This window comes from Candidatus Pelagibacter communis (assembly GCF_001180225.1).
GTDB lineage: Bacteria > Pseudomonadota > Alphaproteobacteria > Pelagibacterales > Pelagibacteraceae > Pelagibacter > Pelagibacter ubique_D.
Genome location: NZ_CVST01000034.1, coordinates 173,378 through 198,925 on the forward strand (window position 1 = coordinate 173,378; position 25,548 = coordinate 198,925).

Below are 25,548 nucleotides of genomic sequence, written 5' to 3' on the forward strand. Positions count from 1 at the left end.
AATTCTCTCTATTTATTTTTTAATTCGGCTTGTGCAGCAGCCAATCTTGCTACAGGAACTCTATACGGAGAACAAGAAACGTAATTTAATCCAGCTTTTGAGCAAAATAAAATACTGTTAGGATCACCGCCGTGTTCTCCACAAATTCCAAGTTTAATATTTTTATTTTGACTTTTTCCTTTTTCAACAGCTATTTTGATTAAATCTCCAACTCCATCATCGATCGAAATAAACGGATCAATTGAAAAAATTTTATTATCTATATAATCATTTAAAAATTTTCCACTATCATCTCTACTTATTCCAAATGTAGTTTGAGTTAAATCATTAGTTCCAAAACTAAAAAATTCAGCATGTTTTGCAATATCTTTAGCTTTTATAGCTGCTCTAGGAAGCTCAATCATCGTACCTACCATAAACTCAATTTTTAATTTATGCTCTTTTTGAACTTCACTTGCAATCCTAATTACTAAATCTTTCATAATTTTTATTTCTGCTTCAGTAGATACTAATGGGATCATAATTTCTGGAAAAGCAGATTTAATTTTTTCTTTTTTGAGCTCTGCTAGAGCTTCAAATATTGCTCTACATTGCATTTCATATATTTCAGGAAAAGATATTCCAAGTCTACATCCCCTATGACCCAACATGGGATTTTGTTCATGCAATTCATCAATTCTAGATTCTACTTCTTTTACTGGAAGATTAACAATATTTGCAACTTCATTAATCTCTTTATCTGTTCGAGGCAAAAACTCATGAAGAGGTGGATCTAACAATCTTACTGTAACTGGCAATCCACTCATAATTTTAAATATTTCTATAAAATCCTTTTTTTGATGAGGTAAAAGTTTTTTTAATGCAATTAATCTATCTTCTTTAGTCTTTGATAAAATCATTTCCCTTACTGATAAAATTCTTTCTTCATCAAAAAACATATGTTCTGTTCTGCAAAGACCAATTCCTTCAGCTCCAAAATCTTTTGCTGTTTTAGTATCCTTAGGTGTTTCAGAATTTGTTCTGATATTTAATTTTCTAAAACTATCTGCCCAAGTCATTATCTTGGAAAAATCTCCAGATATCTCTGGTTTAACTGTTGCCACACTTCCTGATATAATTCTACCAGTTGATCCATCTATAGTAATGATATCGCCTTCTTTAATTTCCATTGAAGATGTTTTAAATGTCTTCATCTCATAATTTATATCAATCTCACTTGAACCAGATACGCATGGTCTTCCCATGCCCCTTGCAACTACTGCAGCATGACTCGTCATTCCTCCTCTAGCTGTCAAAATTCCTTTTGCAGCATGCATTCCTTGTATATCTTCAGGCGAGGTTTCTACTCTTACCAAAATAGTGTCTTGCATCATCGAAGTTAATCTTTCAGCTTCCTCTGAAGTAAATACCACTTTCCCACTTGCTGCACCTGGTGAAGCAGGTAAACCATTTGCTATTACATTGATTGTACTCTTTTCATCAAGTGTAGGATGCAAAAGTGCATCTAAAGAATTTGGATCAATTCTTAATACTGCTTCTTTTTTTGATATTAATTTTTCCTTAACCATATCAACTGCAATCTTTACCGCAGATTTTGCAGTTCTTTTTCCTGATCTAGTTTGAAGCATCCACAGTTTATTATTCTCAACCGTAAATTCTACATCTTGCATATCTTTGTAATGTTTTTCCAATTTTTTTAAAATTTTTTTTAATTCTTTGAAAACTTTTGGCAAAGACTCCTCCATTGAAGGTTCTTCAACTTTAGCATTTTTTCTTGCCTTCTTAGTTATATATTGAGGTGTTCTTGTACCAGCAACAACGTCCTCGCCTTGTGCATTAATTAAGTACTCACCATATATTTCATTTGATCCATCTGATGGATTTCTTGTAAATACAACTCCAGTAGCACAATCATCACCCATATTTCCAAAAACCATTGATTGAACGTTGACTGCTGTTCCCCATTCTGCTGGTATTTGATTTAATTTTCTATAGACTTTTGCTCTATTGCTTTCCCATGATAAAAATACAGCACTAATTGCACCAAATAATTGTTGAAATACATCTTGAGGAAATTCTTTTTTTGTTTTTTCTTTTACTGTTCTTTTAAAATCTTCAATTAAACCATCCCAATCATTTTCATCTAAGTCTGTGTCTAACAAAACACCTTTTGTTAATTTATAATTTTCAATTAATTCTTCAAAATGATAGCTCTCCACACCCATCACAACGTTTCCATACATTTGAATAAATCTTCTGTAACTGTCTTTAGCAAATCGCCCATTGGAAGTTTTCAAAGCTAACGCATTTACTGTTTTATCATTTAAACCTAAATTAAGAATTGTATCCATCATTCCTGGCATAGATACTCTAGCGCCCGATCTAACAGATAATAACAAAGGATTTTTTAAATCTCCAAATTTTTTAGAAACATCTTTTTCTATAATTTGTAATTCTTTTTTAATTTGAGAAATTAAATTTTTATTCAATTTTTTCTTATCTTTATAAAAAATCTCACAAACTTTAGTAGATATTGTAAAACCAGGTGGAACCGGCAAACCCATTCTGCCCATTTCAGAAAGGTTAGCACCTTTTCCACCCAAAAAATTTTTTGGATTTTTAATACTTTTAGATTGTTTCGAATTGAAGTTTAATATGAGTTTCGTCATTAGCTAGACTCGATTAAAGAAAAGTTAACATAATTGTCGAATGTTTTACACATCATTTGAATTAGTTCTAGCCTATTTTTTTTAATTACCAGATCATCCTCATTCACAATTACATTATCAAAAAAATCAAATACCTCTCTTTTAATATTTGCTAAATTGTCCAATGTTTGAACAAAATTTTCATCATTATTAATACTAGAAAAATATTTCCTCAATTCATTAATTTTTTTAAATAAATTCTTTTCAAGCTCAGTTTTAAAAATACCAGGGTCAGTTGTATTAGATAATTCGATTTTATCTTTTTTTAACTCACTTTCTAGAATATTTGATGCTCTTTTATAACTTGCAATAATATCTATTCCGTTTTGTTTATTTATTACTTTATTTAAATTTTTTGCTTTATTAAAAATAATTACAGATTGATCTAAGTTATAAGAACTTATTGAAGCTTGTATTATATCGTTTCGGATATTTTCTTCCTTCATATAATATTTCAATCTCTCTAATAAAAAATCTAGTAATTCTTTTTGTAAAGATTTATTCTCAAATTCAAATCCTTGATCCTGATACAAACTTGAAGAATAATTTATTAAATCTCTAATTTTAAAATCTTTTTTATTTTCAATCAGAATTCTAACAACCCCTAATGCTAATCTTCTTAAAGCAAAAGGATCCTTGGAACTTGTTGGTTTTTGGTTTACACCAAAAAATCCAACTAAAGTATCAATCTTGTCAGCTAAGGATAAAGCAATGCTATAAGGTTTTTTTGGAATTTTTGTTCCAGATCCAACGGGTAAATATTGCTCACTAACAGCAAGTGATATTTCTTTATCAAAACCTTGCTCATTTGCAAAATAACCTCCCATAATTCCTTGAAGTTCTGGAAATTCACCAACCAATTCGGATAACAAGTCTACTTTACTTATAGATGCTGATAATTCCACTTTTTCTTTGCTAATTAATAACTCATCAGAAATATTAGCACCAAGCTTTCTCATTCTTTGAGCTTTATCAAAATAATTTCCAAGACCTTTGAAGTAATTCATTAATTTTAAATCAGAAATTTTTTTGACCATGTTTTGAGCTTTATCTTTCTGCCAGAAAAATTCTGCATCACTTAATCTTGCTTCAACTACTCTTTCATTTCCTAGTTTAATTAATCCTTTTTTATCTTTATTGTTTGCTACTACCAAAAATTGATTTGTAATATTTCCTTTTTTATCAAAAGTAGGAAAATACTTTTGGTGATATTGCATGGTTAGTATTAAAATCTCTTTAGGTATATTTAAAAATTTTTTATCAAATTCACAAACAATTACGTTAGGTTGGTCAGTTAAATCGACTACTTCTTGAAGAAGCTTAGGATTGCTATCAATATTTATATTTCTTTTTTTTAAAATAATATCGAATTTTTTTTCTATTAAATCTTTTCTCTCAACGTGATCGATAAGTATATCCATTTTTTTAAAAAAATTTTTATATGTTTTAAAGTCTGAAAATAGTTTTTTCTTTTCTTCAAATTCTTTATCTATAAATGTCGAGTTAGATGAAATTAAATGATGAAATTTAAAATTTAGTTTTTTTTTATCAAAGATGGATAAAATAGATTTTAATGGCCTACCCCATAATAGTTCATAATTTGACCATTTCATTGACTTTTTCCATTGAATTTTATTCAGTATTTGAGGTATGGCTCCTTCTAATAATGTATGAGTATCTAATTTTTTTGATCTAGTTTTATAAAAATAGAACTCACCTTTATCTGTTTTTTTTACAAACAACTCTTTTTTTGAAACGCCATTTGATCTAGCAAATCCCTCCAACGCAGCATCTGGAGACTTTGTATTCGGACCTTTTATTTCCTCAGATTTTAAAACTATCTTCTTTTCAACTCCCTCAAACAAAATTAATAACCTATTGGGTGTCGAGTAAGATGAACTTTTTTTAAATTTAATAGATTTTTCTAAAAAAAATTCATTAAAACTTTTTAGTAGATTTTCTCTTAAATTCTTTTGTAAATTTGAAGGTATTTCCTCACTAAACAATTCTAAAAAAAATTCAGACATTATTTTTGACTATCTAACCAAATACTAGCAGCTGCTTTTGTAATATCTCTTATTCTTGCAATATATCCTGCTCTTTGAGCAACGCTAATTGCTCCACGTGCATCTAATATATTAAATACATGACTTGCCTTTAAACATTGATCATAAGCAGGTAAAGAAATTTTTTTTTCAACTAATGACTTTGCTTCCAACTCGTGCATATCAAACATTTTAAAAAGTGATTCTACATTCGCATGTTCAAAATTATATGCCGAAAATTCTCTCTCAGCTTGATGAAATACTTCTTTATATTTTACACCATCATCATTCCATAACAGATCGTAGACATTTTTTTGCTGCTGAATAAACATACATATTCTTTCTAATCCATATGTAATTTCTACAGAAACTGGTTTGCATTCAAATCCTGCCATCTGTTGAAAATAAGTAAATTGAGTAATTTCCATGCCATCACACCATACCTCCCAACCAAGACCAGCAGCTCCCAATGTTGGACTTTCCCAGTCGTCTTCTACAAATCTAATGTCATGATCTGAATGATCAATTCCTATAGATGATAAACTATTGAGGTAAAGTTTTTTAATATTTTCAGGCGAAGGTTTTATAAGAACTTGAAATTGATAATAATGTTGAAGTCTATTTGGATTGTCTCCATACCTTCCATCTGTGGGTCTTCTTGATGGCTGCACATATGCTGTCTTCCAAGGTTTAGCCCCTAATGACCTCAATGTAGTTGCTGGATGAAATGTGCCTGCTCCTACTTCCATGTCATAAGGTTGGAGAACTAAACATCCCTTTTTGCTCCAAAACTTTTGAAGATTTAAAATTGTATCTTGAAAAGTAAGAATTTTCTCTTTTGATTTAGAAACCATATCTTTGCCAGATTGATCTTTCATCCAAAATATTTGCAAATTGGTCAATATGATTTGAAGATGAAAGTTTTTGACTTAACCACCCTTTTGTTTTTTCAAATTTTTTAATTACAACATCTTCACCAAACTTTTCTTTTAAGATTTCATGTGCATCTCCTATGTCATCTATTAATCCTAATTTTTTAGCTCTTGAACCTGACCAAAATTCACCAGAAAATAATTCTACTTCTGTTTTATTTAATTTTGCTCCACGACTTTTTTCAACAACATTTATGAAATCTTGATGTAAATCTAATTGGATATTTTTAAGTCTTTGAATATCTTCTTCCTTTTCTTCCATAAAAGGATCAAGTGTGCTCTTATTCTTTCCAGCTGTGTGAACTCTTCTCTCAACACCTATTTTCTTGATTAATTCAGTAAAACCAAATGATGAATATATAACCCCAATAGACCCAATAATTGAACTTGAATTTGCATAAATTTCATCTCCAGCACATGAGATGAGATATCCCCCAGAAGCAGCAACATCCTCTGCAAAAAAAATAACTTTCTTATTACTTTTTTTAGCTTGCTGACGAATAAAACTATAAATTAAATGTGACTGTACAGGTGAGCCTCCTGGAGAATTGATTGATATTGCTACTGCAGCAGCTTTTTTCAGTGAAAAAGCTTTTTTAATAATTTCTTCCTGTCCTGCAAAATCAATACCTTGCTTAAACTTACCAGCATTACCAATGACGCCATTTAATTTAATATGTGAAACAATTTTTTTCTTTTTTAAAAAGGAGAACATATTTATCTCTTACAGAATATTTAGTTGATTATAAAGACTACTTATAATTGAAGAAATAGGTGCGTCAAATGATAAGTAATAAATATAGCTTATTTATATTAATTTAAAATTAATATGGGAACTGTAGTACAACTTAAAAACCAGATAAATAATTCATATTTCCAATTGAGGGACTCTGTTGAAGAAAAACTAGCTTTGACTGAAGAAAGAATAAAATCCAAATTAACTAGTGATGTTCAATTAGTTCAAAAAATGACTAATTATCATATAGAAACTGGTGGCAAAAGACTTAGGGCTTTATTAACATTGGGAAGTGCTAAGTTATGTGGTTACTCAAAAGGTTCAAGAGACGTAAATTTAGCAGCTTGTGTAGAACTTATTCACAGTGCAACTTTGATGCATGATGATGTTATCGATGAAGGTGAGATTAGAAGAGGTAAAGAAACTTTAAATAAAATTTGGAATAATCATTCCTCGGTTTTAATTGGAGATTATCTCTTAAGCAGATGTTTTGAGATGATGGTGGAAGATGGAAACTTAGAGGTATTAAAATTATTATCATCAACTTCATCTAAAATTGCCCAGGGAGAAGTATTACAACTACAACATAATAATGAAGTTGATATGCTTGAAGAAACATATCTAAAAATTATCTCTGCCAAAACTGCAGAACTATTTGCTGCTTCAACAAAAGTAGGTGCAATTTTAGCTGATGTAGAAAATAAAGAAAAAGATGCACTAGAATTTTATGGAAGGAACTTAGGGTTAACTTTTCAAATTGCAGATGACACGTTAGATTATAATTCTGAATTAAAGTTATTTGGAAAAAAAATAGGAAAAGATTTTTTTGAAGGAAAGGTGACTTTACCAATAATCTTGCTTTACCAAAAATTAGAAAACAATGAAAAAAATAAGCTTAAGGAAGTATTTAACAAAAAAGAGAGAACAAAAGAAGATTTTAATAATATTATATCTTTAATTAATAAATATAAGATTATAAATGAATGCTACCAAAAAGCTCAGCACTATATTAATTTAGCATCAAATTCTTTAAGCGTGTTCAAGGATACTAAAGAAAAAGAAATTCTTAAAAAACTTACATCTTTTAGTTTAGCAAGAAATTTTTAAGGACTTAATAAAGACTTATTCCATAATCCATTCTGGCTTTTTGTATATAGCAATCTTTCATGAATTCTATTTTCTCCATCTAACCAAAACTCTATATTTTGTGGATTTAAATTCCATCCAGACCAGTGTTTTGGTCTAGGAACTTTTGTTTTATCAGAATATTTATTTTTATATACCTTAATTGAATTTATTAATTCATCTCTGTTTTTTAATTCTTGGCTCTGATTTGATGCCCATGCACCAATTCTACTTTCATATGCTCTCGAGGAATAATATTCATCTGCAACATCATCAGAAACTAATGATACAGTTCCAGTAATTCTGACTTGTCTTAAAAGACTTTTCCAATGAAAACACATTGAAGCGTTAGGATTTTCCTTTAGTTCATTACCTTTTCGACTATTTAAATTAGTGTAGAAAACAAATCCATCTTTACTAAAACCCTTAAGGAGCACCATTCTGACGGATGGAACATTATTTTTAGTTGAAGTTGCTAACGCAACCGCATTTGGATCATTTAGTTCAGTCTGTTTGGCTTTTTCCATCCATATTTCAAACAGCTTAATTGGGTCATCTAAATTTAAAAAGCAGCTGTTGATACCAAGTTGGTTTTTTTCATTCATAATTTAAACAAAATAATCTATATAATATAAATAATGTCATTTAACACTTTTGGAAAGCTATTTCGTTTCACAACTTGGGGTGAATCTCACGGTCCTGCTATTGGCTGCATAGTTGACGGTTGTCCTCCAAACATACATCTAGATGAAAAAGATATTCAATTAGAATTAGATAAAAGAAAACCTGGACAATCAAAATTTACCACACAAAGAAAGGAAGATGATAAAGTCCAAATACTTTCAGGTGTATTTGAAGGAAAAACTACTGGCACACCAATTTCTTTAATTATCTATAATAAAGACATGAAATCTAAAGATTATGGAAATATAAAAGATAAATTCAGACCAGGTCATGCGGACTTTACCTATTTCAAAAAGTACGGAATTAGAGATTACAGAGGTGGAGGAAGATCTTCAGCTAGAGAGACGGCATCAAGAGTTGCGGCTGGTGCTATAGCTAAACTAGTACTCCAAAAAAAATTAGGAAAAAAATTTAAAGTTATAGGTGCTGTAACTCAATTAGGAATCTTAGGATGTGATACGTCACAATGGAATGATAAAATTATTTCAAAAAATCCATTCTTTTGTCCAGATAAGTCCATGATTAAATTATGGGAAAAATATTTACTTGGTGTAAGAAAATCAGGGTCATCATGTGGTGCTGTAATAGAGGTTAGAGCAAGAGGTATTCCTGAAGGTCTTGGTGCGCCTATTTATTCAAAATTAGATTCTGATATCGCATCAGCGTTTATGAGTATTAATGCAGTTAAAGGAGTAAATGTTGGTGCTGGAATGAATTCTGCACAACTAAGTGGCGAGCAAAACTCTGACGAAATATCATTAAAAAATAATAAATTAAAATTTAACTCTAATAATGCAGGCGGGATCTTAGGCGGAATTTCTTCTGGGCAAGAAATAATAGCATCATTTGCAGTTAAGCCTACATCTTCAATTTTAACTACAAGAAAAACTATTAATAAATTCGGAAAAAATACCACAATATCAGTTAAAGGGAGACATGACCCTTGCGTAGGAATAAGAGCTGTTCCAGTTGGAGAAGCTATGATGAATTGTGTTTTATTAGACCACTACCTAATGAATCAGGCTCAGTGCGGATAAATAATTAGTTTTTTACTACTCTAATTGAATCCTTATTAAATAAAACTTCTAAAACTTTTTTTGTAATTTGTGGACTATTAAGTCCAGCAATATCATACATATTTTTTGGATTATCTTGCTCTATGAATTCATCTGGAAGAGTCATGGATCTAAATTTTAACCCTTTATCAAATATCCCTTTTTCAGCTAATAAATTTTTAACATGGGAACCAAATCCTCCTATAGAGCCTTCTTCAATTGTAATCATTAATTCATGTTCTCTTGCAGATTTTAAAATTAAATCTTCATCTAAAGGTTTTGCAAATCTGGCATCTATAATTGTTGTTGAAATACCCTTTGCTTTCAATTCTTCTGCAGCTACTTTACATTCCTCAAGTCTAGTTCCTAAACTCAACAAACAAACCTGAGTTCCTTTGTGAATAATTTTTCCTTTACCTATCTCTATTTTTTCCTCTATTGAAGGAAGTTCAACTCCAACACCTGTTCCTCTTGGATATCTTATTGCACAGGGTTTATCATTAATATCAACCGAAGTATTAATCATTTTTACTAACTCAGCTTCATCACTAGCTGCCATCACGATAAAATTTGGTAAAGTTGACAAATAAGTGATATCAAAAGACCCTGCGTGCGTTGATCCATCTGCGCCAACTAATCCAGCTCTATCAATTGCAAATCTTACAGGTAGACACTGTATTGCTACATCATGCACTACTTGATCATAAGCTCTTTGAAGAAAGGTAGAATAGATAGCGGCATAGGGTTTATACCCTTCTGTTGCAAGACCTGCAGCAAAAGTAACTGCATGCTGTTCAGCTATACCAACGTCAAACATTCTTTTTGGAAATTCCTTACCAAAAATATCCATACCTGTTCCACCTGGCATTGCTGCAGTTATTCCAACAATCTTACTGTCTTTTTTTGCATGCTTAACAAGTGTATTTGCAAAAACTTTTGTATATGCAGGTAAATTAGAACCACTTTTTTGTTGCTCTCCAGTTTCAACATTAAATTTTGATACTCCATGATAGTGATCGCTAGCTTTCTCAGCATAAGAATATCCTTTTCCTTTTTGAGTTTTAATATGTATCATAATTGGACCCTCATGCTTTGAGTCTCTAGCATTTCTTAAAATAGGGACAAGTGTGGAAAGATCATGTCCATCTATTGGTCCTGCATAATAAAAACCAAGTGAGCTAAATAGTGTTCCACCGGTGACAGCAGAACGAAAAAAATCTTCTGCCTTACCAGCTTTAGCACTAAATCTTTTTGAAAAAGCTGAGGTGATTAATTTTAAAGTTTCTCTTAAGCTAAAATAGATTTTTCCAGTAAATAACTTTGCTAAATAAGTTCTCATTGCACCTACTGGTTTTGCTATAGACATATCATTATCATTTAATATAACGATCATTTTAGTTTTTGATGCGCCAGCGTTATTCATAGCTTCATATGCCATACCAGCACTAATTGCGCCATCTCCAATAACAGCTATTACATTTGAAGATTTATTTTCTAATTTATTTGCTTCAGCAATGCCAAGTGCAGATGATATAGATGTGGAACTATGAGCTGCACCAAATGGGTCATACTCACTCTCAGATCTTTTAGTAAAACCTGATAAACCGTTGCCTTGTCTTAAGGTTGTAATTTTTTGTTTTCTTCCCGTTAAAATTTTATGTGGATATGCTTGGTGTCCTACATCCCAAATTAATCTATCATTAGGTGTGTCAAAAACATAGTGCAGAGCAACAGTCAGCTCAACAACGCCTAGACCTGCACCTAAATGTCCACCAGTTTTAGATACTGCACTTATCATCTCTTCTCTAACTTCATCAGCTACTTGTTGTAAATCATTTTCAGAGACTTTTCTTAAATCTGATGGAAAGCTAATGTTATCTAAAAACTTGTAATTATTTTTCATTTATTTCTATTCAATATAAATTCTAATGTATCGTTTAATTTTTTTGATTTTGAACCATAAATTTTTAAATTTCTATTAATATCTGATATAATCTTGCCACAATATTTGATTGATCCATCATAACCTAGCAAACTTATAAGTGTAGCTTTGCCTTTTTTTTGATCTTTTTTTGTTCTTTTCCCAGCAATTTTAGAATTACCTTTAAAATCTATTAAATCATCTGCTATTTGAAAAAGAAGACCAATATCAGAACCAAGCTTCTCAAAAAATTTTATTTCCTTCAAACTTTTCTCCTTAATGATTGCTGGTACTGCGCAACAAAAACTAAAAAGTTTTCCTGTTTTTTTAATTTCCATATCTATAATTTGTTTTTTTGAAACTTTCTTTTTTTCAAAATCTAAATCTAAATATTGACCTCCTGCTATACCCAAATGTCCTGAGCACATAGAAAGTTTATCTACTAATTTAACTTTAATTTTGTTGCTCAACTTTAACTTAGAACTAGTTAAAATTTCAAAAGCCATTGTTAATAATGAATTTCCAGCGAGGACAGCTGTCGACTCACCAAATTTAATATGAGCTGATGGTTTACCTCTTCTCATATTATCATTATCCATGCATGGTAAATCATCATGAATAAGAGAATAAGCATGAATACATTCAACAGCAGCACCTACAGCAATTAATGTATGATAGTTAATTGAGAATAACGATCCAATATCAATTAATATTTTAGATCTAATTTTTTTTCCTCCGGGAAATAATCCATACTTCATTGCATAAACTAATTTGGAATTTTCTTGTTCCTGAATGTATTTTTTCAAGAATAAATTGGTATCTTTTGCAATTTTATTAAGTTGATTTTTCACTTTCTCTTAATGATATCCTTAATTTTTTTATTCGTATTTTCACTAATAGATCTAAAATTTTTTTGAAATTTTTTTTCGATTAAATTATTTAATTTTAGTAACTCTTGATAGCTTTCTACAGAATTGTCTAGGTCATCTTTTTCTTCTAAAGACTTTATCATTTGATTTGCTTCATCTGTTAACTCTTCAAGCGTTCTATTATCATAATCGAGTGGTAAATTTTTATCTTTCATATATTAATCATTACTATTACATGAAAAATATTCAATCAAACATCAAAAAAGCGAAAAATTACTTAGATAAAAGTCATTGTGTAGCTGTTCCAACAGAAACTGTTTACGGTCTCGCGGGTAACGCGTACTCGGACACCGCTGTTAAAAAAATTTTTAACCTAAAAAGAAGACCTGCTAACAATCCACTAATTGTTCACTACTATAATTTAAAAAAAATTTCAGAAGACTGTGAGATAAATGATAATTTTATAAAACTTTATAAAAAATTTTCTCCAGGACCAATAACATATATATTGAAGCTTAAAAAAAATTCTAGAATATCAAAGTTTGTAACTAATGATAAAAAAACAGTTGCTATACGATTTCCAAAACATCCTCTATTTAGAAAATTACTCAAAAATTTAAAATATCCAGTTGCAGCACCAAGTGCTAATATTTCTTCAAGATTAAGTGCTGTAAAAGCTGCAGATGTCAAAGATGAATTTGGCAACAAAATAAAATTTATTTTGGATGGCGGTGTTTGTAGAATTGGTGTCGAGTCTACAATTTTAAATATAACTAACAAACCTAGATTACTAAGATATGGAGGATTGAACGTTTCAAAGATTAAAAAAACTTTGAATCAAAAAATAATAATTAATATAAATTCAAAAGATAAAATTTCTCCTGGTCTTTTTCCTTTACACTATTCTCCAGGATTACCTTTAAGAATGAATGCAAAAAAAAACAAAAAAAATGAAGCTTTTGTACTCTTAAAAAAAAGAGAAAATATATCTAAAGATATTTATTATTTAAGCAAAACAAGAAACTTAAATGAAGCTGCCAGAAACCTGTATAGTGTTTTGAGGAAAATAAAAAAAGATAAATATAAATCAATAGCTGTAGAAAAAATACCAAATGAAGGAATTGGAAAAACAATAAATGACAGACTCAAGAGAGCATCAAACTTCAAATGAAAAACTCAATAGAAGTCATAAATCTATCAAAATCATATAAGACTAAAAATGCAGTTAATAATATAAATTTTAAAATTAATGAAAATGAAATAGTAGGACTGTTAGGTCCAAATGGTTGTGGAAAAACAACAACAATCGGAATGATACTAGGATTATTAAAACCAACAAGTGGCCAAGTCTTAATTAACGGTAAAAATATTGAAAATAATAAAATTTCAATTCTACACAAAATGAATTTTATTTCTCCCTATATTGAATTGCCTAAAAAATTAACAGTAAACCAAAATTTAATTGTATATGGAAAACTATATAATATTCAAAATTTGAATGAGAGAATTAATTCTCTCTCAGAAAAATTAAGATTGGGAGATCTTTTAGATAAAATTACAGGAGAGCTGTCATCAGGACAAAAAAATAGGGTCAGTCTTGCGAAAGCATTAATTAATGATCCTACAGTGCTCTTGTTAGATGAGCCAACTGCTGCTCTAGACCCCGAAACAGCAGATTTTATTAGAACCTTTTTAGAAAAGTATAAAGAAGAAAAAAAAATATCTGTTTTGCTGGCTTCTCATAACATGGATGAAGTAAAAAGATTATGTAATTCTGTTATGATGATGAAAGATGGTACTATCGTAGACAGTGGCACTCCAGAAGATTTGATAAAAAAATATGGACAAAAAAACCTGGAAGAAGTTTTTTTAGAAATTGTTAGGAAAGATAAATGAATATTATAAGAATATATGGATTATTTTTAAGGCATTTTTATTTAATTACTAGATCGTTCCCAAGAATACTTGATTTAATATATTGGCCCTCCATCCAGATAACTCTTTGGGGTTTTATTTCGAATTTTTTTGCAGAACACAGTTCATACTATAGTGGAGCTGTTGGAGTTATATTGTCTTGTGCAATTCTTTATGATTTTCTTTTTAGAACAAGCATTGGTTTTAATATGTTATTTTTAGAGGAAATTTGGAGTAGGAATTTTACTAATTTGTTTATTGCTCCAATGAAAATTAGTGAAATAATTACTGCACTTGTAATCACCGCTTTAATAAGAGCTTTAATCGGATTAATTCCAGCGATACTTTTAACCTCACCATTGTTTGGCATATCTATATTAAACTTAGGATTGCCATTAGCTTTTCTTTTTTTAAGTTTGTACATTTTTGGAATTACTTTGGGGCTTTTTGTATCAGCTGGGTTGCTAAGATTTGGGCCATCTTTTGAGAATATTGCATGGTCTACAATGTTTTTATTGGCACCTTTTGGCTGTATCTATTATCCAGTTGAAATTTTACCTGAAATATTTCAATCAGTAGCTTTCGCATTGCCATTAGTTTATATATTTGAAGAAACCAGAAATATCTTGGTCAATGGAATTGTTAGCTATGAAAATATTCGTGTCGCACTTTCATTAAATGCATTTTATTTCACAGTTGCTATAGCAACTTTTTATTTTTCGTTTGATAAAGCTAGAGAAAAAGGGACATTAATTAATATTGGAGAGTAAATGGTGCGCCTGCAAGGAGTCGAACCCTGAACCTCCAGAGCCGAAATCTGGCGCTCTATCCAGTTGAGCTACAAGCGCATTTAGTATTAATATTATATTTTATGGAAAAAAGCATTAATTTTATAGTTGAAGAAGAAGAAAAGAATTTAAGAGTAGATGTATTAATTAACAAAAGAGACGAAATTATTAGTAGAACCAGAGTTAAAAATTTAATTTTAAAAGAAAAATTAAAACTAAATAATGAAATAATTAAAAGTCCATCTAAAAAAGTTTCGATTGGTGATGTTGTAAATCTTACGATTCCAGAACCAGAGATTGCATCTCTAAAGCCTTATGATTTTAAATTAAATATTGTTTATGAAGATTCTGATTTATTAGTCATCGATAAACCTTCAGGAATTATAATGCATCCTGGAGCAGGCAATTATGACAAAACAATTGTAAATGCATTGATGCATTACGATAAAGAGTCTTTATCAACTATTGGGAATGAATTAAGACCTGGAATTGTCCATAGAATTGATAAAAATACTTCAGGTTTAGTTGTTGTGGCAAAAAATAATGAGACCCATGAAAATTTATCAAAACAATTCAGTAAGCACACAATTATTAGAGAATACCAACTTTTAATATGGGGAAAGCTAAGACCATCTTTTGGTAGAATAGAAACATTTATTACTCGTAGTTCAAAAAACAGACAACTTATGGAAGTGAGCAGCTCAAAGGGTAAGAAAGCTGTAACAAACTATAAAACAGTTGAAATTTTCGAAAATAAAAAAATACCTACATTAAGTTTAGTCGAATGCAAATTAGAAACTGGCAGAACTCATCAAATCAGAGTGCACATGAACTATAAAGGAAATAGTTTAGTTGGTGATGACAAATATAAAAAAAAATATAAAAAATTAAAAAACGTTGATTTTGACATTCAAAATTCAATTACAAATTTAGACAGACAATTTCTACACGCAAAGACTTTAGGCTTTGTTCATCCTAGAACTCAGAAAGAGCTGATTTTTACCTCAATTTTGCCTCAAGAACTAAATAATATTTTAAAAATGCTTAGAAACACTGAAGAATAAATTATTGAAAATTAAGTATAATTAACTAAATAAACTCTGCTATGAACACAACTATGAGCAACAATCTTCCTACACTATCCAATGAGGGTGGTCTTTCTGCATATTTAGAACAGATTAAAAAATTCCCAATGTTGGCCGCAGAAGAAGAATATATGTTAGCCAAAAATTGGAAAACAACTGGAAATATTAAAGCTGCTGAAAAATTAGTAACTAGTCACTTAAGATTAGTTGCAAAAATTGCTATGGGATACAAAGGCTATGGTCTGCCAATTAATGAAATGATTTCAGAAGGAAATGTTGGTTTGATGCAGGCTGTTAAAAAATTTGAACCTGAAAAAGGTTTTAGATTAGCAACTTATGCTATGTGGTGGATTAAAGCATCCATCCAAGAATATATTTTAAGATCTTGGAGTCTTGTAAAAATTGGAACAACAACTGCTCAAAAAAAATTATTTTTTAATTTAAAAAAAATTAAAAATCAAATATCCCCTGAAACTGAAGGTGATTTAAGGGACGAACACGTAAACCATATTGCCAACAAACTTGATGTGAGTAAAGAAGAAGTTGTTTCAATGAACAGAAGACTTTCTGGAAAAGAGTTTTCATTGAATGCTCAAGTTGGAGAGGATGGTGATGAATGGCAAGACTGGTTAGTAGATAAAGAGCTTGATCATGATTTAAAATTTGCTCAACATGAGGAAATGGAGCAAAGAAAAGACTTATTAAAAGATTCTATTACAGTGCTTAATGATAGAGAAAGAGAGATATTGTATTCAAGAAGACTTAATGATGATCCAACTACCCTGGAGGATTTAAGTAAAAAACATAAAATTAGTAGAGAAAGAGTTAGACAAATAGAAAATAAAGCATTTGAAAAACTTCAAAAACAAATGCTACTTCTTGCTAAATCTAAAAATTTATTACCTGCAAATTAAGCTTCAAAAGGATTTTCAATTAAAATAGTATCATCTCTTTCAGGACTAGTAGAGACGCTTGATATTTTTGCACCTATAAAATTTTCTACTGCAAAAATATATTTTTTTGCATTATCGGGTAATGAGTCTATATTTTTAATTCCACTAGTAGATACTTTCCAGCCTGGAAAAGATTTGTAAATTGGTTTTATTTTAATTTGATCCTCTACAGCAGCAGGCAAATAATCTAATTTTTCTCCATCTAGTTCATAAGCAATGCACATTTTAATTTCATCTAATTCATCAAGAACGTCCAATTTTGTTAAAGCTATACCATCTATACCTGAAACTTTAATTGTTTGTCTTACTAGAACACCATCAAACCACCCACATCTCCTTTTTCTACTTGTAACAGTTCCAAATTCTTTTCCACGTGTGCCCAAAAGTTCACCTACTTCATCGGTTAGTTCTGTTGGAAAAGGCCCTTCCCCTACTCTTGTTGTATAAGCTTTTGTAATTCCTAAAACATAGTTTATTGAATTAGGACCACAGCCTGTTCCAGTAGCTGCGCTCGAAGCAACTGTATTAGATGAAGTTACAAAAGGATAAGTTCCATGATCGACATCAAGTAAAACACCTTGGGCACCTTCAAATAAAATTTTCTTTTTTTGCTTTTTAAATTGATCAATTTTAAGCCATACAGGCTGTGAAAATTTTAATATTTTAGGAGCAATTTTGAGTAAATCAGATTTAAGTTGATCTTTTTCAAAAATTTTTTTTCCAAGTCCTTTTCTGATTGCATTATGATGCATCAATACAGAATCTAATCTTTGATCTAAATTTTTTTCTGATCTTAAATCCATAACCCTTATTGATCTTCTCCCTACTTTATCCTCATAAGCAGGACCAATTCCTCTTCTGGTAGTTCCTATTTTACTTTTTCCTGCCGTATCTTCTCTAATTTCATCCATTTCTCTATGGAATGGCAAAATCAGATTTGCAGATTCTGATATTATGAAGTTATCTACATCTACTTCTACACCTTTAGATTTAATCTCTTCAATTTCTTCCAATAAGGCCCAAGGATCTACAACAACGCCATTACCAATTATTGATATTTTACCCTTTCTAACAATGCCAGATGGAAGTAATCTTAGCTTATAAGTAACGCCATCAATAACAAGAGTGTGGCCCGCATTATGACCACCTTGAAATCTAATAACTACATCTGCCTGTTCAGATAACCAATCAACAATCTTACCTTTTCCTTCATCACCCCATTGAGATCCAACAATAACTATGTTTTTCATTAATTAAATTTTTTATTTACTTTTATAGAAGTGAGATGGTTAATCGGACCATGACCTCTTCCATAATTTGGGTTTGTTTTAATAGCTGAACTTACATACTTAATTCCAAGCTCACAAGATTTCTTTGCTGGTTTTCCACACGATACAAATGTAGTGACTGCACTTGATAAAGTACAACCTGTACCATGAGTATTATTTGTTTTAAAACGGTTACTATTAAAAATCTTAATATCTTTTTTATTAACAAAAACATCCTTAACTATTTTATTTTTTGAATGTCCACCTTTAATAAGAACATTTTTAGCTCCAAATTCCATAAGCTTATTTGCAGCGTAAATCATATCTTCAACAGATATGATTTTTGTTTCAGTCAAAATTTCAGCTTCAGGAATATTAGGAGTAACTAGTGAAACTTTTTTTATTAATTCCGATTTTAATAACTTAATTGCTTTATTATCTATTAATTTGGCACCACCTTTTGCAACCATGACAGGGTCTAAAATAATACTTTTAACTTTAATTAAATTTAAAGCTTTAATTACCATCTTGATAACATTAGATGAGTGTAACATTCCTATTTTGATTGCATCAGGCTTAATATCTTTGGAAGTAAAAACTATTTGATTGAAAATTTCTTTTGGATTGATGCCTACTATTGATTTCACACCTGTAGTATTTTGAATTGTAACTGCAGTTATAGCTGTCATCGCATAAGAACCTAGAGCTGTAACAGTTTTAATATCAGCTTGTATACCGGCCCCACCAGATGAATCTGAACCCGCAATAATTAAAATTTTCGAATTTGGTTTCAATTTATTTTATTTTTTTGGATATCATGTTTACACATCTGGATAAAAGTATTTTATTATTACTTTCTGCCATCACTCTAATTTTAGATTCTGTTCCTGATTTTCTAACTAAAACTCTTCCCTTACCATGAATTAATTTTTCTGCGAGTTTTATAACTTTTTTTATTTCAGGTTTATTAATAATATTTTTATCTTTAACAATTATATTTTCTAATAATTGAGGAGTTTTTTTAAAACTCTGAAAAAATTCACTCGTTTTTTTACCTTTTCTCAGAGCAAAAAGAACTTCTAAAGCTACAAGCAACCCGTCTCCAGTCGTTGCAAATTTACCTAAAATAATATGTCCTGATTGTTCACCACCTAAATTAAATTTATATTTTTGCATTTTTTCTTTAACATATCTATCGCCTACATTAGCTCTTAAAAATTTTATTCTTTTAGATTTTAAATATTTTTCCAATCCATAATTCGACATTAGAGTTCCAACAACACCACCTTTTAGCATTTTTTTATTTTTCCATCTTGCAGCTAAAGCAGCTATTATTTGATCACCATCTACAATGTTCCCTTTTTCATCGCACATTATAATTCTATCAGCATCTCCATCTAAAGAAATGCCAATATGAGCTTTATATTTTTTTACAGCTGTTCTAATTTTTCTTGGAAAAGTTGAGCCACAATCTTTATTAATGTTTAAACCATTTGGGTTTACACCTATTGCTATAACTTTAGCGCCTAATGATTTTAATAACTCAGGCCCTGCTTTATAACCAGCACCATTGGCACAATCTATAACAATTCTTAATCCTCTTAAATTGAACTCTTTTGTGAAATTTTTTTTCAATATTTTAATATATTGTTTAGTTCCTGTTTCTAATCTTTTAACTCTTCCTAACTTTTCAGGACTGGAAAGGTTATTTGATATTTTTTTATCTATGAGAGCTTCTATTTTTTTTTCTATTTTATCTGATAATTTCATTCCATCAGGACCAAATAATTTTAATCCATTGTCGTAATGAGGATTATGAGAAGCTGTAATCATAATACCCATATTAGCCTTCATTTCTTTTGTAAGCATAGCTAATCCATTGGTTGGTAAAGGACCCAATGTGTAAACATGCATGCCAGCAGAAGCCAAACCAGAAACAAGCGCAGGTTCAAGTGTATATCCTGACAATCTTGTATCTTTTGCTATTATTGCTGTTTGTTTTTTTTTCTTTTGGGATTTAAAATATGTACCACTAGCTAGTCCAAACTTAAAAAACATATCTCCATTAATATTTTTACTATTAATAGCTCCTCTTATTCCATCTGTTCCAAAATATTTTTTTGCCATTATTTATTTGTTATCTCTTTAAAAACTTTAATTGCTTGCATAACTTCATTAACATCATGAATTCTTAAAATCTGAACTCCTTGTGTCATCAAATATAATGATGACGATATTGTTCCTCCAATTCTAGTAAAGCTATCATTTTTTTTGGAAATATCTCTAATAAATCTTTTTCTAGAATTTCCTACAAGTATAGGAAATCCTAATGAATGAAAAATAGAAACACTTCTGATTAAATTCATATTATGTTTCAGTTTTTTTCCAAACCCGATTCCAGGGTCTAAAATTATATTGTTATGTTTAATACCTTTAGACCTTAGAAGTTTTATTTTCTCCTCAAAAAAATCATAAATATCTAGTAATTCATTATTATATTTTGGATTTTTTTGCATATTTTCTGGTGTTCCAAGCGTGTGCTGAATGACAAAAGGAACTTTATTTTTTTTTAATACGTTTATTGTTTCTGAATCAAAACTTAAGCCTGAAACATCATTAATTAGTTTTACACCTAATTTAATTCCATTTTTCATTATATCAGATTTTCTAGTATCCAAAGAAATCGGAATTTTTTTTACAATAGATTTTAAGATTTCATTAATTCTTTTCCATTCATCTTCTTTATTTACTGTCTTTGAACCTGGTCTTGTTGACTCTCCTCCAACATCGATTAAATCAGCGCCATCGTTATATAGTTTAAAAGCATGACTTATTCCTCTTTGTTTTGTATTAAATTTTCCTCCATCAGAAAAACTATCTGGGGTAAGATTTAAGACACCTAGTATATTTGGAACTTTTTTAAATTCTAAGTTAGAAAAATTTTTTTTTTTAGTTTTAATTTTTTTTAAATCTAAATTAACTTTTTTCTTTAAATCATTTGGTAAATATTTTATTTGATTAATTGAAATTTTTTTCTTTGATTTTCTAGTTATTATTTCAATATGATCAAACGATATTTCCTTAATTTGATGTAATGGTATGGCTTTTTTTTTACTTACTAAAATTTTTGATTGATTACCATAATAGAAATTACACGCTCTTGTGTAATATCTTTGCATTATAAATTAATGAACAATTTTTGGTTTTAGACCCATGGCTCCTAAAGCCGAGTCATGATCATCTTTTGAGTCTTGATTTTCTAAAATTTTATCTCTTGGATATAAGTTTTTGTTAATTATGTTCTCAATCTCTTCACCTGTTAAGGTTTCGTAAGTAATTAATGCTTTAGCAATTTTATGTAGATCGTCAATTTTCTCAGTCAAAATTTTCTTTGCTTGATTATATCCTTCGTCGACTAGTTTCCTAATTTCCTTATCAATTTTTTGAGCAACTTCTTCAGAAACTGATTGTGTTTGAGTAACAGATCTACCTAAGAAAACTTCCTCTTGATTTTCTCCATACTCAACTGGACCCATTTCCTCACTCATACCATATTTAGTTACCATCGCTCTTGCAAGTTGAGTAGCTTGATTAATATCTGAACCACTTCCTCCACCTGCTCCTGTAGAAATGTTATCTTTTCCAAAAATTAATTCTTCTGCAACTCTTCCTCCAAAACAAACTGCTAGTCTAGCTTTTAAATATTTGATTGAATATCCATGTTTATCTCTTTCTGGTAAATTCATAACCATTCCCAAAGCTCTTCCTCTTGGAATGATAGTGGCTTTGTGAATTGGATCATAACTAGGCATATTAAACGAGACTAAAGCATGGCCACCTTCGTGATATGCGGTAAGTTTTTTTTCATCCTCAGTCATTACCATTGATCTTCTTTCAGCACCCATTAATACTTTATCTTTTGCCTCTTCAAATTCTAATAAAGTTACAATTCTTTTATTTTTTCTAGCTGCTAATAAAGCAGCTTCATTGACTAAGTTAGCTAAATCTGCTCCTGAGAAACCGGGGGTCCCTCTTGCAATAGTTCTTAAATTTACATCGGGTGCCATCTTAATTTTTTTCACATGGACTTTTAAAATTTTTTCTCTTCCAATAATATCTGGGTTCGAAACAACTACTTGTCTGTCAAATCTTCCAGGTCTTAATAGTGCTGGATCAAGAACATCAGGTCTATTTGTTGCTGCAATTATGATAACTCCCTCATTAGTATCAAACCCATCCATCTCTACTAATAATTGGTTTAAAGTTTGCTCTCTTTCATCATTACCTCCACCTAAACCTGCACCTCTACTTCTTCCAACTGCATCTATTTCATCAATGAATATTATGCACGGAGAATTTTTTTTACCTTGTTCAAACATATCTCTTACTCTTGATGCTCCAACACCAACAAACATTTCAACAAAATCTGAACCAGAGATAGTAAAGAAAGGAACTCCTGCTTCACCTGCAATAGCTCTTGCTAACAAAGTTTTTCCCGTTCCTGGAGGTCCAACCAATAAAGCACCTCTAGGTATCTTTCCACCAAGTCTACTAAATTTTTTAGGGTCTTTTAAAAATTCTACAATTTCTTCTACTTCTTCTTTTGCCTCTTCTACTCCAGCAACATCATTAAATGTTACTTTGCCTTTAAGTTCATTCATCATCTTAGCTTTTGACTTGCCAAATCCCATTGCTCCACCTTTTCCACCTTGCATCTGTCGCATAAAAAATATCCAAACAGCAATTAATAAAAGCATTGGGAACCAAGAAAGTAGTACGCCAAATAAAGATGGCATTTTTTCTTCTAACGGAGCTGCTGAAATACTTACTCCTTTGTCTGATAATTTTTCAATTAAATTTGGATCGTTTGGAGCATAAGTTGAAAATGAATTTCCATTTGAGTAAACACCCTTGATGTTGTTTCCCTGTATCTCAACTTTTAAAACTTCTCCATTTTCAACTGAAGTTAAAAAATCTGAAAAAATTATTTGATTTCCTCCTCTAATATTTGATTGAGGATTTTTAAACATGTTATAAAGACCAATAGTTAAAAAAACTATTATTCCCCACATAGCCAGATTTTTAAAATTCATGATGTAAAGATAAGAATTATTGCAAATTAAACAAGTGACAAAATAACTATAAATTTAGTGATATTAACGCTCTTTATATACAATTACAGTTTTCTTGATTTTTTTAATTACACAATTCCCAAGTGTAGACTTAAAAGTAATTTTACTCTGTAGATTTTCTAAAATATTGGTAATTTTTTTACCTCTGGGCGGAAAATACTTTTTCCCAACTAACTGTAAGATCTTTGAAAATGACCTGAACAAAACTTCTTGAGGAAAATTAAAAAATTCTTCTTTTAATACAACTTTATTTTGAGAAATAATCGAATTTTCTTTTAAATTTTTTTCACAAAAAAACTGGATTGATTGGTCTACACTTTTTAAATTACTAATTGATAATTTGAATTTACTTTTATCCAAACCTTCACTTTCAAGATTTTTAATTAAATTTCTTACTCTCACTCTTGTAAAAATTTCATCTTCATTTGAAGGGTCTTCTACATATTTATTAAACACCTTTTTTGAGATGTAGATTAAATCTTTTTTTTCAACGTTTATTAAAGGTCTTAAGATATTTGCATTATTAATTAAAGTCGTTTTGTCTAAAGATACGATACCCTTTAAACCACTACCTCTTAAAAGCCTAATTAAAAAATTTTCATAAACATCATCTTCATGATGACCAAATAAAATATGATTAATTTTAAATTTTTTTGATTGGTTAATTAAGAGATTATATCTTTTTTTTCTTGCAAGAGATTGAATATTATTTTTGGGTTTTTTCCCATTCCATTTTAAAATATCTAAATCTATAGAAAAATCCTTCAAAAGATTTTTTACAAATAAAGCTTCTACAGATGAATTATTTCTCAATTTATGGTCAACTAGAAAGTATTTAATTTTTAAAGATTTTTTAATTGAATAAATTTTTGAAAAAAAAGCTAAAGCAAGACTATCAGGGCCACCTGACACAGCAACTGTAAAATCGTTATTTAAATTTAAATTATTTTCAAATTTATTATAGATTTTATAAATTCTTTTATCTCTTAGCTTATTAAGAAGTTGTTTATGAATCTTGCTTGACGCATTCAAATTTTTTAGACTCATATTTTGCTTTTTGTATTACAGACTGATTTGCGTTTGGATACTGCAACTCTACACCATTAATCATCTTACAGCCTTGATCTTTTTCACCAATTTGAACCATTGAAACTCCAAGTTTTAATAAATTTATTGGAGCTTTCTTTCCTTTTGGATATTTTTGATATCCTTCGAGATAAGCTGAAGCAGCATCAGTATAAAGTTGTCTTATTCTGAAAGTTTCTGCATACCAATATTGAGCACTACCTGCTAATTCATCTTCAGGATTTGATAACACAAATTCTCTAAAAGCTCTTTCTGCAGTACTGTAATCTCCAACTTTTAAGAAACTTGTTGCAAATTCATATTGTTCTTTTGGAGTTAAATCTATTGGTAAAATTTTATCCTCAGCTTGAAAAGTTTCTTCTACAATAGAAGCTGTAGTATCAACCGATTGAATCTGTTGATTCTCCTCTGAAGTTTCCATATCTTTATAAGAAATTGTACCTAAGTCCTGAGGCTGCGAGCTTCCAGGAAGAATTTGCTTCTCAATTTTAGGCGCAGAACTGAGTTGTTGACTGCTATCAATTACATTAATAGAACTTAAATCATTTTCTATATCTTGAAACCTTATCTGATTATCAGACTGTAGCTTGGATACTCTGTTCGAAAGTTTATCAAGCTTAAAATTAATTTCCTCAAATTTATTAGTAAGTTCTCTAAACTGCTCCTCTACCTCTGATAACTTTAACAAATGTCTAGTTAAGACATCCTCAGAATTATTATCAAGACTTGATACTGATTGATTATTTGTTGTACTTTCTATTTCTATTGATCCTGAGTAAACGGCTCTTTCAAGAGTTTTTAAATCTTTTTTAATTAAATCTAAAATTTCATAAATATTATGGTTATCTGAGTAAGCAATCCCCGAAAAAAAGAAATTTAATATTATTATTAAATTAAATAATGTTGATCTAAAAAGTGATCTCATTAAATTTTTATATGATTATAAAAAGGCAAAAAAAAGACCCTAAAAGTTTTTAATTTTAGGGTCTTTTTTAAAAATTCTTTAGTTTGCTTTAACAGTAACTGATCTTCTGTTTTTAGACCATGCTAAAGGATTTGATCCTGAGTCAACAGGTCTTTCTTTACCATAACTGATTACAGTAATTCTGTCTGATGAAACACCATAAGTCATTAGATAATCTTTTGCAGCGTTAGCTCTTCTTTCTCCAAGTGCTAAGTTATATTCTCTTGTTCCTCTTTCATCTGCATGACCTTCTAAAACTACAGTGATGTTAGAATTTTCTCTT

At 29.9% G+C, this 25,548-nt stretch carries 23 protein-coding genes and 1 tRNA gene; 7 read left to right on the top strand and 17 right to left on the bottom strand.

All coding sequences use genetic code 11. From position 1 onward, the window contains the following. Nucleotides 1-8 precede the first annotated feature (8 nt). Genes ppdK through AMN99_RS02590 form a run of 4 tightly spaced genes read right to left on the bottom strand, consistent with a single transcriptional unit; the run spans nucleotide 9 to nucleotide 6,400 of the window. Nucleotides 9-2,669, bottom strand: coding sequence for a pyruvate, phosphate dikinase (gene ppdK / locus AMN99_RS02575; RefSeq protein WP_075506273.1), 2,661 nt, complete (start codon nucleotides 2,667-2,669; stop codon nucleotides 9-11). Continuing rightward, nucleotides 2,669-4,735 (bottom strand): glycine--tRNA ligase subunit beta, encoded by a 2,067-nt coding sequence (glyS, locus tag AMN99_RS02580; RefSeq protein ID WP_075506274.1) that lies wholly within the window; start codon nucleotides 4,733-4,735, stop codon nucleotides 2,669-2,671. Before glyS ends, ppdK begins: the two co-directional genes overlap by 1 nt. Next, nucleotides 4,735-5,607: a glycine--tRNA ligase subunit alpha gene (locus AMN99_RS02585; RefSeq protein WP_075506303.1), complete on the bottom strand. Its 873-nt coding sequence runs from the start codon at nucleotides 5,605-5,607 to the stop codon at nucleotides 4,735-4,737. Before AMN99_RS02585 ends, glyS begins: the two co-directional genes overlap by 1 nt. After that, nucleotides 5,597-6,400, bottom strand: coding sequence for a S49 family peptidase (locus tag AMN99_RS02590; protein ID WP_075506275.1), 804 nt, complete (start codon nucleotides 6,398-6,400; stop codon nucleotides 5,597-5,599). The genes AMN99_RS02585 and AMN99_RS02590 overlap by 11 nt, the downstream gene beginning before the upstream one ends. Nucleotides 6,401-6,514: 114 nt before the next feature. Here AMN99_RS02590 and AMN99_RS02595 point away from each other — a divergent pair, with 114 nt between their 5' ends. Then, the gene (locus AMN99_RS02595; RefSeq protein WP_075506276.1) at nucleotides 6,515-7,528 is read left to right on the top strand and encodes a polyprenyl synthetase family protein; all 1,014 of its coding nucleotides are present in this window, start codon (nucleotides 6,515-6,517) and stop codon (nucleotides 7,526-7,528) included. On the opposite strand, the gene pdxH is transcribed toward AMN99_RS02595, so the two are convergent. Next, nucleotides 7,525-8,151: a pyridoxamine 5'-phosphate oxidase gene (gene pdxH, locus AMN99_RS02600; protein ID WP_075506277.1), complete on the bottom strand. Its 627-nt coding sequence runs from the start codon at nucleotides 8,149-8,151 to the stop codon at nucleotides 7,525-7,527. The two genes, AMN99_RS02595 and pdxH, sit on opposite strands and share 4 nt — an antisense overlap. A gap of 33 nt (nucleotides 8,152-8,184) precedes the next feature. Between pdxH and aroC the strand changes: the two genes are divergently transcribed. Then, nucleotides 8,185-9,267: a chorismate synthase gene (gene aroC, locus AMN99_RS02605; protein ID WP_075506278.1), complete on the top strand. Its 1,083-nt coding sequence runs from the start codon at nucleotides 8,185-8,187 to the stop codon at nucleotides 9,265-9,267. Nucleotides 9,268-9,271: 4 nt separating this feature from the next. Here the strand turns inward: aroC and dxs are convergent, their stop codons facing one another. From dxs to AMN99_RS02620, 3 genes are read right to left on the bottom strand one after another with little or no spacing between them, the layout of a single operon-like run. After that, on the bottom strand, nucleotides 9,272-11,188 hold the full coding sequence (gene dxs, locus AMN99_RS02610) for a 1-deoxy-D-xylulose-5-phosphate synthase (protein WP_075506279.1): 1,917 nt from the start codon (nucleotides 11,186-11,188) through the stop codon (nucleotides 9,272-9,274). Next, nucleotides 11,185-12,057: a polyprenyl synthetase family protein gene (locus AMN99_RS02615; RefSeq protein WP_075506280.1), complete on the bottom strand. Its 873-nt coding sequence runs from the start codon at nucleotides 12,055-12,057 to the stop codon at nucleotides 11,185-11,187. Before AMN99_RS02615 ends, dxs begins: the two co-directional genes overlap by 4 nt. Beyond that, nucleotides 12,054-12,290, bottom strand: coding sequence for an exonuclease VII small subunit (locus tag AMN99_RS02620; protein ID WP_075506281.1), 237 nt, complete (start codon nucleotides 12,288-12,290; stop codon nucleotides 12,054-12,056). Before AMN99_RS02620 ends, AMN99_RS02615 begins: the two co-directional genes overlap by 4 nt. A gap of 20 nt (nucleotides 12,291-12,310) precedes the next feature. Here AMN99_RS02620 and AMN99_RS02625 point away from each other — a divergent pair, with 20 nt between their 5' ends. From AMN99_RS02625 to AMN99_RS02635, 3 genes are read left to right on the top strand one after another with little or no spacing between them, the layout of a single operon-like run. Then, complete coding sequence (locus AMN99_RS02625; RefSeq protein WP_075506282.1) at nucleotides 12,311-13,246, top strand: L-threonylcarbamoyladenylate synthase; 936 nt, start codon at nucleotides 12,311-12,313, stop codon at nucleotides 13,244-13,246. Continuing rightward, nucleotides 13,243-13,971 (top strand): ABC transporter ATP-binding protein, encoded by a 729-nt coding sequence (locus AMN99_RS02630; protein WP_075506283.1) that lies wholly within the window; start codon nucleotides 13,243-13,245, stop codon nucleotides 13,969-13,971. The genes AMN99_RS02625 and AMN99_RS02630 overlap by 4 nt, the downstream gene beginning before the upstream one ends. Then, nucleotides 13,968-14,759: an ABC transporter permease gene (locus AMN99_RS02635; protein ID WP_075506284.1), complete on the top strand. Its 792-nt coding sequence runs from the start codon at nucleotides 13,968-13,970 to the stop codon at nucleotides 14,757-14,759. The genes AMN99_RS02630 and AMN99_RS02635 overlap by 4 nt, the downstream gene beginning before the upstream one ends. A gap of 1 nt (nucleotide 14,760) precedes the next feature. On the opposite strand, the gene AMN99_RS02640 is transcribed toward AMN99_RS02635, so the two are convergent. Further along, nucleotides 14,761-14,837: transfer RNA gene (locus AMN99_RS02640), tRNA-Arg, on the bottom strand. A gap of 23 nt (nucleotides 14,838-14,860) precedes the next feature. Between AMN99_RS02640 and AMN99_RS02645 the strand changes: the two genes are divergently transcribed. Together AMN99_RS02645 and rpoH are read left to right on the top strand one after the other, a co-directional pair. Continuing rightward, nucleotides 14,861-15,841, top strand: coding sequence for an RluA family pseudouridine synthase (locus AMN99_RS02645; RefSeq protein WP_075506285.1), 981 nt, complete (start codon nucleotides 14,861-14,863; stop codon nucleotides 15,839-15,841). A 53-nt stretch (nucleotides 15,842-15,894) separates the two neighbouring features. Beyond that, entirely contained in the window at nucleotides 15,895-16,776 is an 882-nt protein-coding gene (rpoH, locus tag AMN99_RS02650; RefSeq protein WP_082255141.1) for an RNA polymerase sigma factor RpoH, read from the top strand. On the opposite strand, the gene AMN99_RS02655 is transcribed toward rpoH, so the two are convergent. From AMN99_RS02655 to AMN99_RS02690, 8 genes are all read right to left on the bottom strand, one after another. Further along, the gene (locus tag AMN99_RS02655; RefSeq protein WP_075506287.1) at nucleotides 16,773-18,065 is read right to left on the bottom strand and encodes an adenylosuccinate synthase; all 1,293 of its coding nucleotides are present in this window, start codon (nucleotides 18,063-18,065) and stop codon (nucleotides 16,773-16,775) included. The two genes, rpoH and AMN99_RS02655, sit on opposite strands and share 4 nt — an antisense overlap. Then, nucleotides 18,065-18,877: a bifunctional hydroxymethylpyrimidine kinase/phosphomethylpyrimidine kinase gene (thiD, locus tag AMN99_RS02660; RefSeq protein WP_075506288.1), complete on the bottom strand. Its 813-nt coding sequence runs from the start codon at nucleotides 18,875-18,877 to the stop codon at nucleotides 18,065-18,067. The genes AMN99_RS02655 and thiD overlap by 1 nt, the downstream gene beginning before the upstream one ends. 1 nt (nucleotide 18,878) lies before the next feature. Next, nucleotides 18,879-20,210, bottom strand: a complete 1,332-nt coding sequence (gene glmM, locus AMN99_RS02665; RefSeq protein WP_075506289.1) for a phosphoglucosamine mutase — start codon at nucleotides 20,208-20,210, stop codon at nucleotides 18,879-18,881. Further along, nucleotides 20,210-21,262 carry a dihydropteroate synthase gene (folP, locus tag AMN99_RS02670; protein ID WP_075506290.1) on the bottom strand — a complete coding sequence of 351 codons (1,053 nt, stop codon included), beginning with the start codon at nucleotides 21,260-21,262 and terminating at the stop codon, nucleotides 20,210-20,212. The genes glmM and folP overlap by 1 nt, the downstream gene beginning before the upstream one ends. A 6-nt stretch (nucleotides 21,263-21,268) precedes the next feature. Continuing rightward, nucleotides 21,269-23,176 (bottom strand): ATP-dependent zinc metalloprotease FtsH, encoded by a 1,908-nt coding sequence (gene ftsH / locus AMN99_RS02675; protein ID WP_075506291.1) that lies wholly within the window; start codon nucleotides 23,174-23,176, stop codon nucleotides 21,269-21,271. Between the two features lie 63 nt (nucleotides 23,177-23,239). Continuing rightward, nucleotides 23,240-24,262, bottom strand: coding sequence for a tRNA lysidine(34) synthetase TilS (gene tilS / locus AMN99_RS02680; protein WP_075506292.1), 1,023 nt, complete (start codon nucleotides 24,260-24,262; stop codon nucleotides 23,240-23,242). Then, the gene (ybgF, locus tag AMN99_RS02685; protein ID WP_075506293.1) at nucleotides 24,222-25,226 is read right to left on the bottom strand and encodes a tol-pal system protein YbgF; all 1,005 of its coding nucleotides are present in this window, start codon (nucleotides 25,224-25,226) and stop codon (nucleotides 24,222-24,224) included. The genes tilS and ybgF overlap by 41 nt, the downstream gene beginning before the upstream one ends. Nucleotides 25,227-25,304: 78 nt before the next feature. Continuing rightward, the coding region (locus tag AMN99_RS02690) for an OmpA family protein (RefSeq protein WP_179850431.1) at nucleotides 25,305-25,548 on the bottom strand (244 nt) is incomplete at its 5' end.